The following is a 17,704-nucleotide window of genomic DNA, read 5'->3' on the forward strand; positions in this document are numbered from 1 at the left end:
AGACATGGCCTACGAGATCGACAAGCCCGACGAGCAGTGGCGCGCCGAGCTGACCCCCGGGGAGTACCACGTCCTCCGCGAGGCCGGCACCGAGCCCGCCTTCGTCGGCGAATACACCGACACGAAGACCTCCGGCGTCTACTCCTGCCGCGCCTGCGGCGCCGAACTCTTCCGCTCGGACACGAAGTTCGCCAGCCACTGCGGCTGGCCGTCCTTCTACGACCCCAAGGACACCGACGCCGTCGAGCTGATCGAGGACCGCTCCCACGGCATGCTCCGCACCGAGGTCCGCTGCTCCCGCTGCGGCTCCCACCTCGGCCACGTCTTCGAGGGCGAGGGCTACCCCACCCCCACGGACCAGCGGTACTGCATCAACTCGATCTCGCTGCGGCTGGTGCCGGACGAGGAGTGAGCCGGCGCCCAGCTCTCTGCCTGACGGCGCCCTCACCGCCGCTGGGCTCAGCTCGGACGGCCGTCCCCTCAGCATCGCCACCAGCTGTCAGCGGGCGGCCGCGATCCGGCTGGCGTTGTCGACGCCGGGAGCGACGAGGAGTGGGCTCTGCCTGCACTGATGGTCCCGCGCCGTGAATGTCCCGCGCCGGCGGGACCGTCACTGCGTGTCGAAGTCCGTCCCCCGGGAGACCTTCTCCCACGCGGCGAGCTCGGCGCGTACCGAGTCCAGGTGCCCGACGAGGGAGTCCACCGCGTCGCCGCCGAGGGCGAGCCGCAGCGGGGTGTGCTCGGCGTCCAGGGCCAGCCGGATCGCCGCCGCGGCCTTCGCCGGGTCCCCGGGCTGGGTGCCGGCGCCGCCCTGCACCAGCTTCCGGGTGGCGCCGACCTTCTCCGCGTACGCCGGGTGTTCCTGGGAGAAGTAGGCCGCGCCCTTGCCGAACAGGTTGGTGCGGAACGCGCCGGGCTCCACGATCAGTACCTTGATGCCGAACGGCGTCACTTCGTCGGCCAGACCCTCCGACAGCTGCTCCAGCGCCGCCTTGGTCGCGCTGTACGCGGAGAACCCCGCGAAGGACAGCTGTCCGCCGAAACTGCTGATGTTCACGATCGATCCGCTGCCCCGCTCCCGCATCTGCGGCAGCAGCGCCCGGGTCAGCCGCGCTGGGCCGAACACGTGCAGCTCGAACAGGTCGCGCAGCTCCCGGTCGGTGGTCTCCTCGAAGGCCCCGACCTGCGTGCGCCCGGCGTTGTTCACCAGCACGTCCACCCGGCCGTAGCGGGCCAGGACGTCCGCGGCCACCACGTCGATCTGCCCGCCGTCGGTGACGTCCAGGCCGATCGCCTCCACCCGGTCGGGGTGCGCGGCGACCAGGTCGGCCAGCGCCTCGGTCCGCCGGGCCGTGCCGATCACCGTGTCGCCGGCGGCGAGGGCGGCCTCGGCGATGGCCCGCCCGAAACCGCTGCTCGCGCCGGTGACCAGCCAGACCTTGCCGACCTTGCCGTTCTCGGTCATCTCTTCGTCTCCCTCGTCCTCGTCGACTGCCGTTCGGGGGCTCCCCGTCGACAGCGCCCATCCTTTGCCGGATCCGGGACCACGTCCAAGACCCGTTGTGATAGCCATGAGTTATGGACGTCCATGGGCGTGATCTGCGCTACTTCGCCGCGGTCGCCGAGGAGTTGAGCTTCACGCGGGCCGCCGAGCGGCTGTTCGTCTCCCAGCCCGCGCTCAGCAAGCAGATACGGATGCTGGAGAAGCAGGTCGGCGCATCTCTGTTCCACCGGGACCGGCGGGCGGTGCGGCTGACCGCGGTGGGGGAAGTCCTGCTGCCGCACGCCCGCGGGGTGCTGGCCGCCTGGGAAGCCGCCGAGGCGGCGGTGGAGGAGGCGAGGGCCGCCGAGCGGCACACCCTGGTCATCGGCATGTCCACCAGCCCGGGCCGCGGGCTGCTGCCCGCCCTGCGGACCCGGCTGCTCTCCCGGTACCCGGACGCACGGCCCGTCCTGCGGCAGGTCAACTGGGCCGACCCCAGTGCCGGATTGGCGAACATGTCCAGCGATGTCGCCTTCGTCTGGCTGCCGCTCCCGGACGGCGACCGCTACCGGTACGCGGTGGTGGCCCGGGAGCCACGCCTTGTGGCACTGCCGCAGGGACACCCCCTGGCGATGCGGGCCGCGGCCGATCGAGAGGGGGCGGTGGACTTCACCGATCTCTTGGACGAGCCGTTCCTCGCCCTCCCTCCGGAGGCCGGTCCGATGCGGGACTACTGGCTGGCCCTGGACGCCCGGGGCGATCGCGCGCCGCGGATAGGCGGGGTGGTGGCCAGCGCAGAGGAGACCCACGAGGCGGTCGCCAACGGCCAGGGCGTGGCACTACTGGCTACCGGCAACGCCCCGCTGGTCGTCCGGGACGAGGTGATCGCCGTGCCGGTCCGGGGTGTCTCTCCGTCCCGACTGGCGGTTGCCGCCCGTCGGGACGACGAGCGGCCCTTGGTACGGGCCTACCTGGACGCGGCGGCAAAGGTGGGAGCCGTCCCTTCCTGAACCGGGCCGCTCGTGAGGCTCCGCGCGGCCGTTCCGCCGCCTGGCACCTCCGACCCGAAGCCGGCTCGGTCCCGCAAGCCTCTGGTCTGCAGCGAAGAGGCCAAGCCCGGGCTTCCTGGCTGAGCTGTCCAGGCACACAGCCCGGCGAACCCCGAGGAACCGACGCCGTCGAGCTGATCGAGACTGATCGAGGCTGATCGAGGACCGCTCCCACGGCATGCTCCGCACCGAGGTGCGCTGCTCCCGCTGCGGCTCCCAGCTCGGCCACGTCTTCGTGGGCGAGGGCTGCCCGGCCCCGACGGACCAGCGCTACCGCATCAACTCGATCTCCCTGCGGCTCGTTTCCGATGAGGAGTGAGGGCGCGTCTCGCGGGAGGCGGCGAGTGCCCAGACGGTGAGCGCGCTGACGGCCGCGAGATACAGCGCGACCGGCCATACGTTGCCGGTCCAGCCGATGAGCAGGGTGGCGATCAGCGGGGAGACGCCTCCCGCGAGGATGGAAGCGAGTTCATGGCCGAGGGCCATGCCGCTGTAGCGGACCGGACCGGTGAACAGTTCGCTGAAGAAGGCGGGCTGGACGCCGACCATGGCGGCGTGACACAGGCCGAGGCCGACGATCAGGGCGAGCCAGACCGCGGCGGGTTCGCGGCTCTGCATGAGCAGGAAGAACGGATAGGCCCACACAGCGAGCCCGATCGCGCCGCCCATGTACACGGGCCTGCGGCCGACGTGGTCGGAGAGAGCGCCGAAGCCGACCATGGCGCCGCCCGCCAGGACCGAGGCCGCGACGACACCGGACAGCGTGACGGTCTCGTCGATGCCGAGCTGCTTGCCGTAGGACAGGGCGAAGACCAGGAAGAGGTAGGAGGCGGTGTTCTCGGCGAGCCGGGCGCCCATCGCGATGAGGACCTCGCGGCGCTGGGTACGCAGGAGTTCCCACAGCGGTATGCGGTGGGTGGCCTGCTCCGCGCGGGCCGTCACGAATTCCGGGGCCTCATCGATACGGGAGCGGATGTAGAGGCCGACGAGGGTGAGGACGATGCCGAGGAGGAACGGCAGGCGCCAGCCCCAGGAGACGAAGGCCGCTTCGGTACCGGCCAGGGTGCGGGCCCCGGTGAAGGCGATCGCGGAGAGCGCGAAGCCGGCGATGACGCCGGTCTGGCTCCAGGCGGAGAACATGCCGCGCCGCTCGGCGGGCGCGTTCTCGCTGATGAGAAGAACGCCGCCGCCCCATTCGCCGCCGGCCGCGATGCCCTGCACGAGCCGCACCACGACGAGCAGCGCGGGCGCCCAGACACCGATCGTGGCGTACGTGGGCAGGACGCCGATGAGGAAGGTCGCGACGCCCATCAGCGTCAGCGTGGCGACCAGCGTCTGCTTGCGGCCGCGGCGGTCGCCGAAGTGGGCGAAGACCAGGCCGCCGAGGGGGCGGGCGAGGAAGCCGATGGTGAAGGTGGAAAGAGAGGCGAGCGTGCCGGCGAGCGGGTCGGCGCCGGGGAAGAACAGCGGGCCGAAGACGAGGGCCGCTGCCGTGCCGTAGAGGAAGAAGTCGTACCACTCCAGGGCGTTGCCGAGGAGGCTTGCGAGGACGAGCCGTCCCATGGGGCGGTGGGCCCGGACGGCTTGGGATGTGCTCACGGTGGCTCCCGGTGGGTGGGTGTCGGTCGCGGAGCGGCTACGGGTACGGGAGGGGGACGGGGATGGCGTACGGGACCGCCCCGTTGGCGGTGACTTTCATGCGGTGACTTTCATGCGGTGGTTTCGGGGCGGGGGGTGGTGCCGGTGAGGGCACGGGTGGCTGTCCGGACGCGGCGGGCGGCCGCGAAGAGCGCGGGGAGTTGCCCGGGGTGGCCGATGAGCTGGAGGCCGAGGGGCATGCCGTTGCGGTCGCGGTGGCCGGGGACGGTGATCGTGGGCAGGCCGAGAAACTGCCAGGGCCGGCTGAGGACGGGCGAGCCGGTGGCGGCGAGGCCGCGCGGGGCGGCGCCGGGGGCGGCCGGGGCGAGGACGACCGTGGAGTCGAGCCGGGCCAGGGCCCGGGAGCGCAGGTCGGCACGGGTGTCGAGGGCGAGGCGGTAGTCGCCCTCGGGGGTGGCGGCACCCCGCGTCAGCAGTTCGCGGAGCGGGGCGCTGAGCGCGTGGGGGGTGCGGGCTTCGGTGGCGAGGGAGCGGGCTGCCTCGTACGCCATGACGCAGGCGTGCAGCTCGGCGAGGTAGCCGGTGTCGAGGCCGCGGACGGGGGTGGCCTCGGCCCCGAGACGCTCGGCGGTGGCGGTGAGTACGGCCGTCATCTCCGGGTCGACGTCGGCGAGTTCGGTGGCCTGCCAGATGCCGAGCTCGGGCTCGCCTTCGGGGCGGGTGCCGTCGAGCGCCTCGACGAGCGGGAGGAGGGCGTCGACGTCCGGGGCGAGGAGCCCGGGGGCGTCGAGCGTCGGGCTCAGGCCCTGGATGCCGTCCGTGGGCCAGGCTCCGACCGGCGGTACGTAGCCGGCGGTGCCGCAGTAGGCGGTGGGCCGGGTGAGCGAGCCGGCGGTCTGCGAGCCGAGGGCGAAGGGCACGTGGCCCGCCGCTACGGCCGCGGCGGAGCCGCTGGAAGAACCACCGGGGGTGTGCTCCGGGCCGTGCGGGTTGCGCGTCGGGCCGGGCGCGAAGTAGGCGAATTCAGTGGTGACGGTCTTGCCGAGCGGGACGGCCCCGGCCTCGCGCAGCCGGGCGACGAGAGCGGAGTCGCGCTCGGCGACCCGTCCCTCGCGCAGGGGCGAGCCGCACTCGGTGGGCAGCCCTGCGACGTCATAGATGTCCTTCACGCCGAAGGGCAGCGCGTGCAGGGGGCCGTCAGGGGCGGTGCGGGCGGCGGAGGCCGCGTGCGGGTCGAGGTGTGTCCAGGCGTGCAGGCGCGGTTCGGTGGCGGCGATCCGCCGGAGCGCGTCGTCGACAGTACGGGGTACGGGCGCGGGCATGGGCTGGTCTGCTCCTTCGGGAACGGGACGACCGCGGGACGGGCTGTCAGCAGGCGACGGGCAGGCGGTGGAAGGAGCGGTTGAAGTAGACGAGGCTGTGCGCGCCGGGCTGCGTCCGCACCCGCTCGGCCTTGACGAAGAGGACGGTGTGGGAGCCCATGGACTTGCTGTCCTCGATGGTGCCGACGAGGGCGACGAGCGCGTCGTTGAGCAGCGGCACGGTTTCCTCCTGGTCCCAGATGTCCCAGGCGAAGCGCTCCGCCATGGCGACGTCGGTGGCGCCGGAGAAGTGCAGGGCGAGGTCGCGCTGGTCGCCGCCGAGGACGTTGAGGCAGACCCGGCCGTTGGTCCGGAACACGTCGTGCATGGCGCTGGACCGGTTGACGCAGACCAGGACGGTCGGCGGGGTGTCGGTGACGGAGCAGACGGCGCTGACGGTGATTCCGCAGCGGCCGCCGGGCCCGTCGGTGGTGAGGATGCTGACGGCCGCCGGCAGGTGGGCCATGGCCTCGCGGAACTGGTCGCGGGAGGGCAGGGCGTTCGGTTCGGTCATGTCGGGTTTCCTTCAGAGGGCCGGAATCCTTCAGGAGCCAGGAGGAGCAGCGGAGTCCGGGAGGGAGGGTGCGGGAGGCTCACCAGAGCTCGACGACGAGACGCGGGCTCCGGGCGCGCGAGACGCAGGCGGCGATCCGGTCGCCCGCGGCCTTCTCGTCCCGGCTCAGGCACTGGTCCCGGTGGTCGGGGGTGCCGTCGAGGACCTGGAGGACGCAGGTGCCGCAGATGCCCTCGCGGCAGGAGGTGTCGAGCGGGATGCCGTGCTCCTCCAGTACCTCGGCGATGGACCGGCCGGGCCGGACGGTGTACGTCTCGCCGTCGAGTTCGACCTCGAAGGTCCGGCCGGGGTCGGTATCGGTGTCACCGTCGTCGGCGTCGTCGGCGCGGAACAGCTCGCTGTGGATGTGGTCTTCGGGCAGGGTGTGCGCTGCCAGCCGGGTCACGGTGTCCATGAAGCCGGCCGGACCGCAGGTGTAGACGTGACTGCCGGGCGGGAGGGCGCCGAGGGTGTCCCGCAGCGCGGCCGCGGTGCGGTCACGGCCCAGGCCGAAGAGGCGCCGGACGCGTCCGGCGAACGGCGCTTCCGCGAGCGTCTGCGCGAAGGGCGCTTCGGCCTCGCCGCGGGCCACGTAGTGGAGGGCGAACGCGGCGCCGTCCGCGTACAGCTCGTAGGCCATGGCGAGCAGCGGGGTGATGCCGATGCCCGCGCCGACCAGGTGGTGTTCGGTGGCGGACGGGGTGAGGGCGAACAAGTTGTGCGGGTCGGAGACGCCCAGCTCGGTGCCGACGGCGACCTTGTCGTGCAGGGCCTGCGAGCCGCCACGCGACTCCGGTTCGCGTTGTACGGCGATGGTGTAGGCGCCGGGGTCGGCCGGCGGGCCGCACAGGGAGTAGGCGCGGGTCAGCCCTGTCGGGCCGGTGACCTGGATGTGGGCACCGGCCCGGTAGGCGGGGAGCGGGCTGCCGTCCGGGCGGGCGAGGCGGTAGCGCCTGACCGCGTCCGTCTCCTCGACGACGTCGGTCACCGTCACGGTGTGCATGGCGCGTCCTTCGGGGGGTTATGACACAGGCTCTGAGGTGGGAAGGGGCGAGCGGGCGGGGTCAGCGCATGTGGAGCCCGCCGTTGGCGTCCCAGCAGGCGCCGGTGACCGCGGCAGCTTCCTCGCCGGCGAGCAGTACGGCCATGTCGGCGATGAACCCGGGAAGTCCGAGCCGGCCCACCGGGATCGACTGCTCGATCCGCTCGATCTGCTCGGCGGGGAGCATCTCGCGGACGACGGGCAGGTCGAGCGGGCCGGGCGAGATCGCGTTCACGGTGACGCCGCGCGGGGCGAGTTCGCGGGCGAAGACCTTGGTGAGGGTGGCGACGGCGCCCTTCGCGGCGGCGTAGTGCGCGCCGGTCGCGGTGCCGCCGTTCTGGCCGGCGAGCGAGGCGATGTTGACGATGCGTCCGTAGCCGCGCTCGGCGAAGTGGCCGCCGAATACCTGGCAGCCGAAGAAGGCGCCGTCCATGTTGGCCGATACGGTGGACCGGAAGCTCTCCGGGCCGATCTCCATGAGGGGTTCGGCGCGGGACAGACCGGCGTTGTTGACCAGGACGTGCACGGTTCCCCACCGCCCTGTGACCTCGGCGAGCGCCCGCTCGAAGGCGCCACGGTCCCGGACGTCGAGCTCGATGCCGATCGCCGAGTCGCCCGTCGGGGCGAGGCCGTGGGCCGTCCGGCGGGCGCCCTCGCCGTCGAGATCGGTGACGGCGACGCGGTGGCCGCGCTCGAAGAAGCGAGCGGCGAGGCAGGCGCCGAGTCCGCGTGCGCCACCGGTGACGACGGCGACGGGGCAGGTGTCGTCCGCCCGGCCGGCGGCGGTTCCGCGCGGGCTCACAGCAGGAATCCCGATGCGGTGACGGCGTCCTGGGAGTTCACCAGGCGGATGATCTTGCGCTGGATCCGCGGGTTCTCGCGCTGGTCGAACACCAGGTGGTGCGTGACGTCGGCGGCGAGGACGAACGTCTCCTCGCGCTTGTGGCCCACGAGAACCATGGCCGACCGCAGCTCGATCGTGTCCTCGTCGCGCGCGGTGACGGTGAAGCCGGAGACGGTACGTACGGTGCGTGCGGCGGCCGCGGCGGAGAGGGAGAAGCCGCCGGTCAGCCGCTCGATCCGCATCCGTCGCAGCCGGTCGTCGTCGTAGACGAGGTTGAGCGTGGCGGCGAAGTCGGTGGTGTCGGGGTCGATCGGGACGACGTAGGTGCCGCCGGGGGCCCACAGGGTGTCCCAGGCGCCGTACTCCTTGGCGTCCAGCAGCCGCGCTTCGTGCCAGATCAGGGCGATCGCGGCGCGGACCCGGGCGTCCCCGAGATCGACAGGCAGGTCCGGAACGGGAGTTCCGTTGCCGGTCACGGTGGTGGCGGTGTCATGCGCCATCGGTCATCATCCTCTTCCACATGGCGTAGGCCTCGCGCATGCCGGTCTCGTCGGTGGCGTGCGAGGTGGGCTCGCCGAGGTTGTTGGGCTTCTCACGGCCGAGGCCGCGGTTGACGAGGATGTCCATCGGGGCGTCGCCGGTGACGCCGAGCTGGACGCGGTTCCAGGCCTCGGCGTCGTCGGGGCTGCCGAAGCCGAAGGGGCCCTGGAAGTGCTCATGGATGCGCAGGCGTTCGCGGTTGACGATCTCCGGGCCGCCGTCCAGGCCGAGGGCGACGTGCCGGATCTCGGTCCGGTCGACGGCGAGGGGCCGCAGGACGCGGAAGAACGACATCGACATGGCGACGTTCGGGAAGAGGTTCAGGTTGAAGCCGGCGCCGTGCATCGAGCGCACGATCCGCCGCACCCTGTCCGGGTCCATCGTCTTCGACAGCTCGTCGACGACGTGGCCGAAGCGGTCCTGGAGCTTCTCGGTGCCGTCGTCGACGTCCAGGTCGGCATGGCCGGCGACGGAGATGGAGACGCTGTGGCCGTTGCCGAGGGCGTGGGTGACGGCGGTCTCGTCGGTCATGATCGACAGCATCGAGGCCGTCTCCGCGTCGACGGAGGACATCCAGGAGCGGTGCACGATCGGGAAGTGGTACCAGTCGGTGGTGTTCTCCAACTGGATCTTCCAGTTGCCGTTGAACCGGAACTTGTGCTCGCCCCGCACCTTCAGCGGGAAGCCGGCACCCTGCTTCATGAAGCGGTCGATCCACAGCCGGGCGCCGCCGAGGAAGTCCTCCAGCGGTTCGATGCCGTGGTTGAAACTCGCGAAGATCATGCCCGCGTACGTGCCGACCTTGAGGCGCTCCAGTGGCATGTCCTGCTTCTGCGCGACGCCCTCGTAGCCGTCCGGGAAGGGGATGCCGCGCAGCGTGCCGTCGAGCGTGTAGGACCAGGCGTGGTACGGGCAGGTGAAGCCGTTGGCCTCGCCCCTGGGGGCATCGCAGACGCTGGCGCCGCGGTGCCGGCAGCGGTTCAGCAGGACGTTGATGCCGCCCTTGCGGTCGCGGGTGACGATGACGGGCCGGCGGCCGACCCAGGCGGTACGGAACGTGCCGGGGCGCGGGATCTCGCTCTCATGGGCGACCCACACCCAGGTGCGGTGGAAGATCCGCTCCATCTCCTGCTCGTGCAGGGCCGGATCGGTGTAGAGGGTGCCGGAGACTCGGTCGGTGCCGGCGAGGGCAGCGGCATCGGGCCCCTGGGACGCGGTGGTCATGCGCCGGCCTCCTCGATGGGGCGGCCGGCGGCTTCGGCAGGCCGGTCGTCGGCCCAGGGCTCGGGGAGCGGGCGGCCGACGCGGGCCTCGATCCGCAGGTAACGCCAGAGCCCGTGCTCGCCGACCTGGACGGTACGCAGCAGGTTGCAGGCCTCTGTGACAGTCGGGTACGCGTCGGCCTCGGCGAGGACGTAGCACGTCCAGGGCCAGGCGGCGGACGGGCCGACCATGGTCTGGTCGTCGTCGATGGTGCCGAGCGGGCGCAGGCCGGGCAGCTTGCCGAGTTCGGTGAGGAAGGTGTTGACACCGGTCCACACCTGGCCGCCGGTGCCGGTCGGCAGGTCGAAGAAGTTCTGATTGACGCCGATGCAGAAGAGCACGCGCATCGGAGGAGCGGCGGGTTCGGACACGAGGAAGTACCTCCGAGGTCGGGGGGGAGGGCTTACAGGTAGCCGGGGAACGGGTCCAGGCCGGTGAGGACGGCCCCTGCGGCGTCGTACATGCCCTCCTGGAGGAAGGCGTGCTGGGGGACGACCGCGGCGTCGCGGAGGTGCCGCTGGAGCGGGTGGCCATCGGCGATGGCGGCGATCCCGGCGAGCCGGAAGGCGGCGCGGGTGGCCTCGTCCCCGGCGGCGGCCGCATGGGTGGCGGCGAGCCGCAGGAGGCTGGCCTGCTCGCGGGTGACGGGGTCGCCGGCGAGGACGGTGTCCCAGGCGTCCCCGGTGGTGTCGTAGAAGAAGGCGCGCGCTGCGCGCAATTGCGCCTCCGCGCGGGCGAGTTGGATACGGAAAGTGGCGCGTTCGGCCGGGCGGGGGGCGCCGGTGTGGCCGGCGGTGGCGCCGCGCGCTGTGGCTTCGTCGAGGGCGGCGCGGGCGACGCCGAGTCCGACGACGGCGAGGACCTGGGCGGCGTACGGCAGCACGGGGTAGCGGAAGAGGGGTTCGTCGAGGGTGGGCTCGGCGCCGCGTACGAAGGTGTGGCTGTCGGGAACGGTGACACTGTCCACGGCGAGGTCGTGACTGCCCGTGCCACGCATGCCGATGACGTCCCAGCTCTCGACGACGGTGACCTCGTCGGGACGGAGCAGCGCGGTGAGCGGCTTGCCCGAGCTCTCGGGCCCGCCCTGGATGCCGACGCCGAGCCAGTCGGCGCCCAGGCAGCCGGAGGCGAACTTCCAGCGGCCGGTGACCCGGTGGCCGCCGTCCACCTGCTGGGCCTTCTGCACCGGGAAGAGCCCGCCGGCGAAGACCACGTCCGGCCCGTCGGCGTAGATCTCGGCCTGCGTCTCCACGGGGAGGGCGGCGAGGTAGGTGAGGGAGGAGCCGAAACTGGCGACCCAGCCCGCCGAGCCGTCCACGGTGGAGATCCGCTCGACGAGTGCGAGGAATTCACCGGGGGGCAGGGCGTCACCGCCGAAACGGCGCGGCGCGCCCGCCCGGTAGACGCCGGCCTTCTTGAACAGGTCGACGACGTCCTGCGGAACGTGCTTCTTCTGCTCGAACTCGGCGCGGCGCTCGGCGACCGCCGCGAGCATACCGGCGACGGGATCGCGTTCAATGTCTGCGAAATGTCCGGCCGGTGGTGCTGCCACAGGTGTCATGGGAATTCCTATCGGCGGGGCGGGATTCCTTTCCCGCTGTTCACCATCAGATTAGGAATCGTCCGCCGGCCTGGCTATTGGTGAACTCCTCCACCCGTTAGGGGATTTCCCCTACGCGCTCGCGCCGTCGCGGGGAACGGGGTCGAGCGGAAGGCGCAGGGTGAACGCGGCACCCCGCGGATGGTGGGGCGCCGCGGTGAGGGTTCCGCCGTGCCGGGCGGCGATGCGATGGCTCAGGGCCAGGCCGATGCCATGGCCGTCGCGCTTGGCGGAGAACGCGCCGTCGAAGATCTGCTCCGGCGGGATCGGCGGCAGCCCGGGTCCGGTGTCCAGGACGGCGAGTTCGGCCAGTCCGCCGTGGCGGCGGGTGCGCAGCGTGACGGCGCCGGCGGCGCCGGGCAGGCCGGCGAGCGCTTCCACGGCGTTGAAGGCCAGGTTCATCACGACCTGCCCGATCAGCACCTCCTCGCAGCGCACGGGAAGCGGCTCCCGGGCCGGTTGCCAGGCGATGGGCACACCGGCCTCCTTGGCGCGGGTCTCGATGAAGTAGCCGCAGTCCGCCACGATGTCGCGCAGGTCGACGCGTTGCGCGGACTGTTCCAGGCGAGTGACGTAGCGGCGCAGGCTGGAGAGGATGTCCGCGGCCCGGTCCAGCTGGCGAGTGGCGTGGTCCAGGCCGAAGACCAGGTGTGCCGGCGCGGCGTCGTCCCCGAGCCGGCTGCGCGCCCCGGCGACGAAGTTGTGGGCGGCGGCGATCGGCTGGGAGACCTCGTGGGCGATCGCCATCGCCATGTCGCCCATCGCGTTGTAGCGGGCCAGATGGTTCAAGTACTGCAGATCGCGGCGGTGTTCCTCGGCGGCCCGCACCTGATCACCGATGTCCCGGAACTGCACCGTCACCACGGGCCCGGCAGCGAGGTCGACACGGGTGGCCACCGCCTCCGTGAGGATCTCGGTGCCGTCCTTGGAGCGGTAACGCCATTCGATGGTGCTCGTTCCCTCGGCGGCGGCCCGGCGCAGCCAGCTCACCCCGATCTCGCGGGCGTACTGCCGGGCGTTGGCGCTCATGTCGGGTGCCTTGAGCGGTCGGAGCTCGTCGACGGTGAATCCGAGGACGTCGCAGGCCGCGGGGTTGGCCCACAGGATGCGCTGGTCCGCGGCGTCGTGCACGAGCACGCAGAGCGGGAGCGCGGCCAGCATCCGTGCGAAGTCGCCGGCGGCGAACGGCGCCGTCTCCGGGCGCACGTCCCCGCTCACCCGGCCAGGCGGCGCACCCCGCACCGCAGCATGTCGCCGACGAGGGCCCCGAGCGTCTCCGCGCCGGTCTTGTCGCGGATGCGTGCCCGATGGGCGTCGACCGTCTTGAGGCTGATGCACAGCGCGGCCGCGATCTCCTTGCTGGGCACCCCTTCGGCGACAAGGTGCAGGATCTCCCGTTCGCGCGGGCTGAGCGCGCCGAGCGCTGCCTCGACGGCCCGCCGCTCGGCGTACTCGGCGTAGCGCTCGCGGGCGGTGTGCAGGGCGCGTTGGACCACTTCCAGCATGTGCTGCGGATCGTAGGGTTTCTCCAGGAAGTCCACGGCCCCTTGCTGGAGGGCGCGTACGCACATCCGGATGTCACCGTGCGCCGAGACGAAAACGATCGCCACGGGAATTCCGGTGGCCGCGAGAAATTCCTGGACCTGGAATCCGCTGAAGCGCGGCATACGGACGTCCAGGACGAGGCAGGCGGGCCTGTCACGGTCGAAAGCATCGAGAAAAGCGGCCGGATCGCTGAAGCAATGGGCATGGATTCCGATGGATTCCAGCAGCCAGCCGAGAGAATCACACAGCGCGGTGTCGTCGTCCAGGATGTACACCACGCCCTCCCCGCCGCCCCCGGGGCCGGCCGGGGTGGCTTCGGGCAGCGTCGCCGTCACCGGGTCACACCGCCCACTCGGCCGAGGCGCTCCAGTAGGCGCGGCCGTCCGCCGTGACACCGGGCTCCCAGGGGGAGGTGCGGCGGAGCGAGGGCTCGGCGCGGGCGGTCGCCGCGTCGGCGCCTTCGGGACCGGTCTCCTCGGCGGGCCAGTGCACCCAGTTGAGCTCGCGTCCCTCCGCGTCATGAAGGGAGAGGTCCACATGCCGCCAGGAGTGGCCGTGCGGATCGGCGTAACACGTGAGCCGCAGGGCCGCGGTGCAGTGAGTGGTGGTCACCGTCGCGCTCCTTTCGTCGGGAGGTCGTGGGAGGTCGTGGGAGTGGTGGGAGGTCACGGCAGGTCAGGCGGGCAGAGCTGCCGTGAACAGGCGTTCGGTACGGAATTCCTGAATGCGCGCGGTCCCCGTCCCGAGCCGGAACGCGACGGTCAGCCGGGCGACGCGCATCTCGGCCGTGCCATCGGCGTAACGGGAGAGCTGCTGCATCAGCCAGACGCCGTGCGCGCTGTCCGCGTCGGCCGTGCAGCTGTCGGCGGGAAACAGCAGGTGCACGTTGGCGGCGAAGTGCGGGCTCGGCGGCAGATGCCGGGCGAGCATCGCCAGGATGGCCGCGCGGCCACGGTGGACTCCGTAGCGGGCGGCGTAGTCGGTGCCCGCGCCGGTCCAGACGGCGTCCTCGGTGAACACCTCGGCGAGCCGGGCGCGGACTTCGTCCCAGGGGGCGGGCGCGGGAACGTCGCACAACCGCAGATAGCGGGTGAGGACGGAGGTGGCGAGCGCCTGGGGGCCCGCCTCGGGGCCGGGCTCGGGGCTGCTGGCGTCAGGCATGCCGCAACGGTAGGAGCGGCGGGCCGGTGGGGGACGGGCGCACAGTGCACGGGGACTCGCCATCCGGTGCACACGTTCCGCACCGCCGGCTCGGTGCGCCGGTGCGGTGCCGCGGCCGGGCCCTCAGCCGGCGGTGCGGGGCGGCAGCCCCTGCCGGGCGCGGTAGGCACCCGGTGCGCAGCCGTACACGGACTTGAAGGTCCGGGAGAAGTGGCGGGCGTCGGTGAGGCCCCAGCGGGCCGCCACCGTCGCCACCGGTACCTCGCACAGGGCCGGGTCGGCGAGGTCGCGCGCACACCGTTGCAGCCGCTGTGCCCGGATCCAGCCCGCGACCGTCATGCCCTGGGCCGAGAACAGCTTGAAGAGGTACCGGCGCGAGATGCCGTGCGCCTGAGCGATGCCCTCCGGGTTCAGCCCGGGGTCGGCCAGCCGCCGCTCGATGTGATCGCGGATGCGCAGCAGCAGGGCCTGACCGGGTTCGGCCGGCGCGACCCGGTCGAGCTGCTCGGCGAGCAGCGCCGTGACCAGCGAGACGGTCGAATCGGCCAGTCGAGCTCCGGTGTGGGGGGCGCACTGGGCGCCGTGCCGCACCAGCGACCGCAGGTGCGGGCCGAGCACGGCGCCCACGCCGTCCGACCCGTCGATCCGGCGTCCGGTGACCGCCCGCAGCGCCTCAGGGCGCAGCGGGATGCGATCACGCGGGATCATGATCATCGCGGTGCTGAACGGCGCCCTGTACGTGAGCTCGTACGGTCTCGCCGCGTCGCACACCACCAGTTCACCCGGCCCGACCAGTTCCGCTTCCGCGCCCTGCCACGCCGCCACGGTGCCGGAGATCTGCAGCAGCACCTTGTAGTAGTCCTCGGCGTGCCGTGCCGCCATCGGCGCCGTACGCCGCACCGCGACAGGCGCGGCCCGCATCGCCCGCAGCCGCACCCCGCCCACCTCGGCCAGCGCCGCCCGCCCGTGGAACGCCGTGCGGGGGCTGCCCCGCCCCGGCACGTCCAGCACGACGTGCATGGCCTCGGCGACGGCCCGAGACCAGTACGCGAACCGCTCCCGGTCCGGCACCTGGTCGGTGGCGATGACGGTCTGCATGGCGCGCACCAGCCTTTCTCGGTGGCGCGAGCATATCCGCGCGCCCAGCAGGGGCCAACGGTCCGCAACCGTCGGTCACCTCCGCGGCCTGCCCGGCATCGGCCGCCCATGGCCGCCCACGGCCGCACCCCCGTTCGCTACGGTTGATCTCGACTTGACGGGGACGGTCGCCGTAATGGCGCCGGGAGCAGGGGAGTTGCGGATGGTGGATCCCATGTCGCTGGCGGCGGTCACGGCGATGCTGGGCGCGGTCGGCACGGGCATGGCGAACGAGGCCGGGAAGCGGGCGCTCGAATCGGTCGGCGGCCTCGCCCGGCGGATCGCGGGGCGTGAGGTCGCGGCGCCGGCGACGCCGGGGGACTGGGACGGTCTGGCCCGGCTCCTCCACGAGGGTGCGCTGCGCGACCCCGGCCACGCGGCGCGGCTCGCCGAAGTACAGGCCCTCGTGCGTGACGCCCTCCCCGAGGTGCGCGCTCGGGCCGTGCCCCAACTCCCACCCTCGCTGCGGTATTTCACCGATCGGGATAGTCAGAAAAGGAGCATGGGACGAGAGTTGGGTCGGCAGTACGCCGGGCGTCCGCGTCGGGTGCTGGTGTTCGGTCCGGAAGGCATGGGGACGAGCGCGCTCGCGCGTCAGTGGGGGTGGCAGGCGACCGCGGCCGGGCACTTCCCGGACGGGCAGGTGTACGTCGATCTTGGCGGCGACGGTGCGGAGGGCGGACTCGATCCGGCCGTGGCGGTCCGCCATGTGCTGCGTGAACTGGGGCTGACCGAGCCGGAGATACCGCCGGGCCGGGCGGAGTGCGTCGCCCTGTTCCGCCGCCTCGTGGCCGGTCTGCGGCTGCTGCTGGTACTGGATCACGCCCACTCCGCGGCGCAGGTCGGGCCGCTGTTCACCGCCGCGCCCGGGGTCTTCACGATCATCGTCGCCCACCACCGACTGGCCGGCCTGGACGCCGTGCCGATCGAGGTCGACCCGCTGCGGAAGAAGGACGCCGTCGCGCTGCTGACCGACCTCGTCGGGGAACGGGCTCTCAAGGCGGCGTCCCGGTCCGCGCTGTCGTCGGTCCTCGCCCGTTGCGGCGGCTCACCGTACGCGCTGCGGGCGATGGCCCCGCGGCTGACCGGACGTCAGGAGACACCCCGCCACCACGAGCACCATGAGGAGCCGGGAATGCCCGAGCGCGAGGCCGGGGACGGCCCGGCCGTCGATCCGGTACGTGATCGCGGTGGACACCCCGAGGATCCCGCCGCGGCGAGCGAACCCGTACCGCCGGTCGTCGAGGACCTCTACCAGGAGCTCACGCCCGCTCCCGCCCGGCTCTACCGGCTGGCGGCCGTGTGGCCGTGGGCCGCGTTTGGTGCCGGGCAGGCCGCGGCGGCCGCGGACGTCGAGGAGGCGGAGGCGGGGCGACTGCTGGAGGTACTGGCGGATCAGGGGCTGTTGGAGCGTACCGATGCGGGGCGCTACCGCTACCGTCCGGCCGTCCGCCGCCACGCCGAGCAGGCGGCCCTCCGGGAGGCGGGCGGCGCGGCGTACGCGCAGGCCGTCCGGCGCACGGTGGAGTGGGCGCTGCGCTTCGCCGTACGCGCCGACCTGGCCGCGCTGCCGCAGCGCTGGCACGTCGGCCCGCTCTACGCCGACGGCCGGCTGACGCCGGGCCCGTACACGGGCCCCGGCGAGGCAGTCGCCGCGCTCGGGGGCGAGCTGGGCAACCTCGTACAGGCCGTGCTGGCCGCCGAGGAGTTCGGGCTCGGCGACGTGGCCTGCCAGCTCTGCGAGGCGCTGTGGGCGTACCAGCTCAAGGCCGGCCGGCACGAGGAACTGCTGCCCGCGCTGCGGGTCGGGGCGCGGGTCGCCGACGCGGTGAGCCCCGGTTCGCGGATGGCCGCCCGTATGCACACACAGCTCGCGCTGGCCTTCGTGGAGCTGCGGCGCTTCGAGGAGGCGGAGACCGAGCTGACGGCCGCCGCCGACGCCGAGCGCGCCCAGGGGCACCTGCGCGGCCGGGCGACCGCCGCGGAGACGCTGGGGCTGGTACGGCTGGCGCAGTGGCGGTACGAGGAGGCGCTGGAGCTGTTCGCCGAGGCGGACGGGTACGTGGCGGAGATCGGGCCTGGGGAAGAGGGGCGTACGGATGTACCGCGCGCCTGGGCACTCCTCCAGCGCCACCGCGGGCGCGCACTGCGGGGCCTCGGCCGGTGGGCCGAGGCCGAGGAGCTGCTGACGCGCGCGCTGGGCTTCTTCAGGGACAGCGGGGAGGCGTACAACGCCGCGCGGACGCTGACCGACCTGGCCGAGACGTACCACCTCGCCGGGCGCGCGGCGGACGCCCTGCCGCTGATCGACGAGGCCGTCGCCGCGCTGGCGGACGAGCGGGCGGAGTACCACCTCGGCCACCTACGGGCGCTGCGCGAACGGTGCACGAGTGGTGCGTGAGCGGTTCGTGAGTGGTTCGTGACGGCTGCTCCGGAGGCAGCGACGGGCGCTGCTCCGGAGGCAGCGACGTGGGCCGCTACGGAGGCGGCGACAGGGGCCGCTCCGGAGGCGGCAACGGGAGCCGCT

18 protein-coding genes and 1 pseudogene are annotated in these 17,704 nt (G+C 72.8%); 4 read left to right on the forward strand and 15 right to left on the reverse strand.

Annotated features, from left to right (window positions below; genetic code table 11):
• Nucleotides 1-4 precede the first annotated feature (4 nt).
• A complete protein-coding gene (msrB, locus tag ACZ4MH_RS05500) occupies nt 5-412 on the forward strand; it encodes a peptide-methionine (R)-S-oxide reductase MsrB (RefSeq protein WP_351595655.1) in 408 nt (135 codons plus the stop codon).
• Nucleotides 413-610: 198 nt separating this feature from the next.
• Here msrB and ACZ4MH_RS05505 read toward each other — a convergent pair whose 3' ends face one another.
• Nucleotides 611-1,465 carry an oxidoreductase gene (locus ACZ4MH_RS05505; RefSeq protein ID WP_351595658.1) on the reverse strand — a complete coding sequence of 285 codons (855 nt, stop codon included), beginning with the start codon at nt 1,463-1,465 and terminating at the stop codon, nt 611-613.
• A 113-nt stretch (nt 1,466-1,578) separates the two neighbouring features.
• Between ACZ4MH_RS05505 and ACZ4MH_RS05510 the strand changes: the two genes are divergently transcribed.
• Nucleotides 1,579-2,493 (forward strand): LysR family transcriptional regulator, encoded by a 915-nt coding sequence (locus ACZ4MH_RS05510; protein ID WP_351595661.1) that lies wholly within the window; start codon nt 1,579-1,581, stop codon nt 2,491-2,493.
• 193 nt (nt 2,494-2,686) lie between these two features.
• Nucleotides 2,687-2,851 (forward strand): annotated as a pseudogene (locus ACZ4MH_RS05515) (peptide-methionine (R)-S-oxide reductase); the annotation flags it as partial.
• Here the strand turns inward: ACZ4MH_RS05515 and ACZ4MH_RS05520 are convergent.
• The 14 genes from ACZ4MH_RS05520 to ACZ4MH_RS05585 all read right to left on the reverse strand — a co-directional run bounded on the left by ACZ4MH_RS05520 (nt 2,803) and on the right by ACZ4MH_RS05585 (nt 15,138).
• Nucleotides 2,803-4,131 (reverse strand): MFS transporter, encoded by a 1,329-nt coding sequence (locus tag ACZ4MH_RS05520; protein ID WP_351595664.1) that lies wholly within the window; start codon nt 4,129-4,131, stop codon nt 2,803-2,805. The pseudogene ACZ4MH_RS05515 and the gene ACZ4MH_RS05520 overlap by 49 nt on opposite strands.
• Before the next feature lie 110 nt (nt 4,132-4,241).
• Entirely contained in the window at nt 4,242-5,453 is a 1,212-nt protein-coding gene (locus ACZ4MH_RS05525; RefSeq protein ID WP_351595666.1) for an amidase, read from the reverse strand.
• 46 nt (nt 5,454-5,499) lie between these two features.
• A complete protein-coding gene (locus ACZ4MH_RS05530) occupies nt 5,500-6,006 on the reverse strand; it encodes a flavin reductase (protein ID WP_351595668.1) in 507 nt (168 codons plus the stop codon).
• 79 nt (nt 6,007-6,085) lie between these two features.
• The gene (locus ACZ4MH_RS05535) at nt 6,086-7,048 is read right to left on the reverse strand and encodes a PDR/VanB family oxidoreductase (protein WP_351595670.1); all 963 of its coding nucleotides are present in this window, start codon (nt 7,046-7,048) and stop codon (nt 6,086-6,088) included.
• Between the two features lie 61 nt (nt 7,049-7,109).
• Nucleotides 7,110-7,889 (reverse strand): SDR family NAD(P)-dependent oxidoreductase, encoded by a 780-nt coding sequence (locus tag ACZ4MH_RS05540; RefSeq protein WP_351595673.1) that lies wholly within the window; start codon nt 7,887-7,889, stop codon nt 7,110-7,112.
• The gene (locus ACZ4MH_RS05545) at nt 7,886-8,431 is read right to left on the reverse strand and encodes an aromatic-ring-hydroxylating dioxygenase subunit beta (RefSeq protein WP_351595676.1); all 546 of its coding nucleotides are present in this window, start codon (nt 8,429-8,431) and stop codon (nt 7,886-7,888) included. Before ACZ4MH_RS05545 ends, ACZ4MH_RS05540 begins: the two co-directional genes overlap by 4 nt.
• The gene (locus tag ACZ4MH_RS05550) at nt 8,421-9,695 is read right to left on the reverse strand and encodes an aromatic ring-hydroxylating oxygenase subunit alpha (RefSeq protein ID WP_351595679.1); all 1,275 of its coding nucleotides are present in this window, start codon (nt 9,693-9,695) and stop codon (nt 8,421-8,423) included. Before ACZ4MH_RS05550 ends, ACZ4MH_RS05545 begins: the two co-directional genes overlap by 11 nt.
• A complete protein-coding gene (locus tag ACZ4MH_RS05555; RefSeq protein ID WP_351595682.1) occupies nt 9,692-10,105 on the reverse strand; it encodes a hypothetical protein in 414 nt (137 codons plus the stop codon). The genes ACZ4MH_RS05550 and ACZ4MH_RS05555 overlap by 4 nt, the downstream gene beginning before the upstream one ends.
• 32 nt (nt 10,106-10,137) lie before the next feature.
• The gene (locus ACZ4MH_RS05560; RefSeq protein WP_351595685.1) at nt 10,138-11,229 is read right to left on the reverse strand and encodes an acyl-CoA dehydrogenase family protein; all 1,092 of its coding nucleotides are present in this window, start codon (nt 11,227-11,229) and stop codon (nt 10,138-10,140) included.
• Nucleotides 11,230-11,406: 177 nt separating this feature from the next.
• Nucleotides 11,407-12,552, reverse strand: a complete 1,146-nt coding sequence (locus ACZ4MH_RS05565) for a sensor histidine kinase (protein WP_351595688.1) — start codon at nt 12,550-12,552, stop codon at nt 11,407-11,409.
• The gene (locus ACZ4MH_RS05570) at nt 12,549-13,214 is read right to left on the reverse strand and encodes a response regulator transcription factor (RefSeq protein WP_351595691.1); all 666 of its coding nucleotides are present in this window, start codon (nt 13,212-13,214) and stop codon (nt 12,549-12,551) included. Before ACZ4MH_RS05570 ends, ACZ4MH_RS05565 begins: the two co-directional genes overlap by 4 nt.
• A 4-nt stretch (nt 13,215-13,218) precedes the next feature.
• Nucleotides 13,219-13,491 carry a hypothetical protein gene (locus ACZ4MH_RS05575; RefSeq protein WP_351595694.1) on the reverse strand — a complete coding sequence of 91 codons (273 nt, stop codon included), beginning with the start codon at nt 13,489-13,491 and terminating at the stop codon, nt 13,219-13,221.
• A gap of 63 nt (nt 13,492-13,554) precedes the next feature.
• Entirely contained in the window at nt 13,555-14,040 is a 486-nt protein-coding gene (locus tag ACZ4MH_RS05580) for a nuclear transport factor 2 family protein (RefSeq protein WP_351595697.1), read from the reverse strand.
• Between the two features lie 123 nt (nt 14,041-14,163).
• Nucleotides 14,164-15,138: an AraC-like ligand-binding domain-containing protein gene (locus tag ACZ4MH_RS05585; RefSeq protein WP_351595727.1), complete on the reverse strand. Its 975-nt coding sequence runs from the start codon at nt 15,136-15,138 to the stop codon at nt 14,164-14,166.
• Between the two features lie 202 nt (nt 15,139-15,340).
• Between ACZ4MH_RS05585 and ACZ4MH_RS05590 the strand changes: the two genes are divergently transcribed.
• Nucleotides 15,341-17,578 (forward strand): tetratricopeptide repeat protein, encoded by a 2,238-nt coding sequence (locus ACZ4MH_RS05590; protein ID WP_351595700.1) that lies wholly within the window; start codon nt 15,341-15,343, stop codon nt 17,576-17,578.
• The last annotated feature ends 126 nt before the right edge of the window (nt 17,579-17,704 follow it).

Source organism: Streptomyces sp. NPDC026301 (assembly GCF_055567935.1).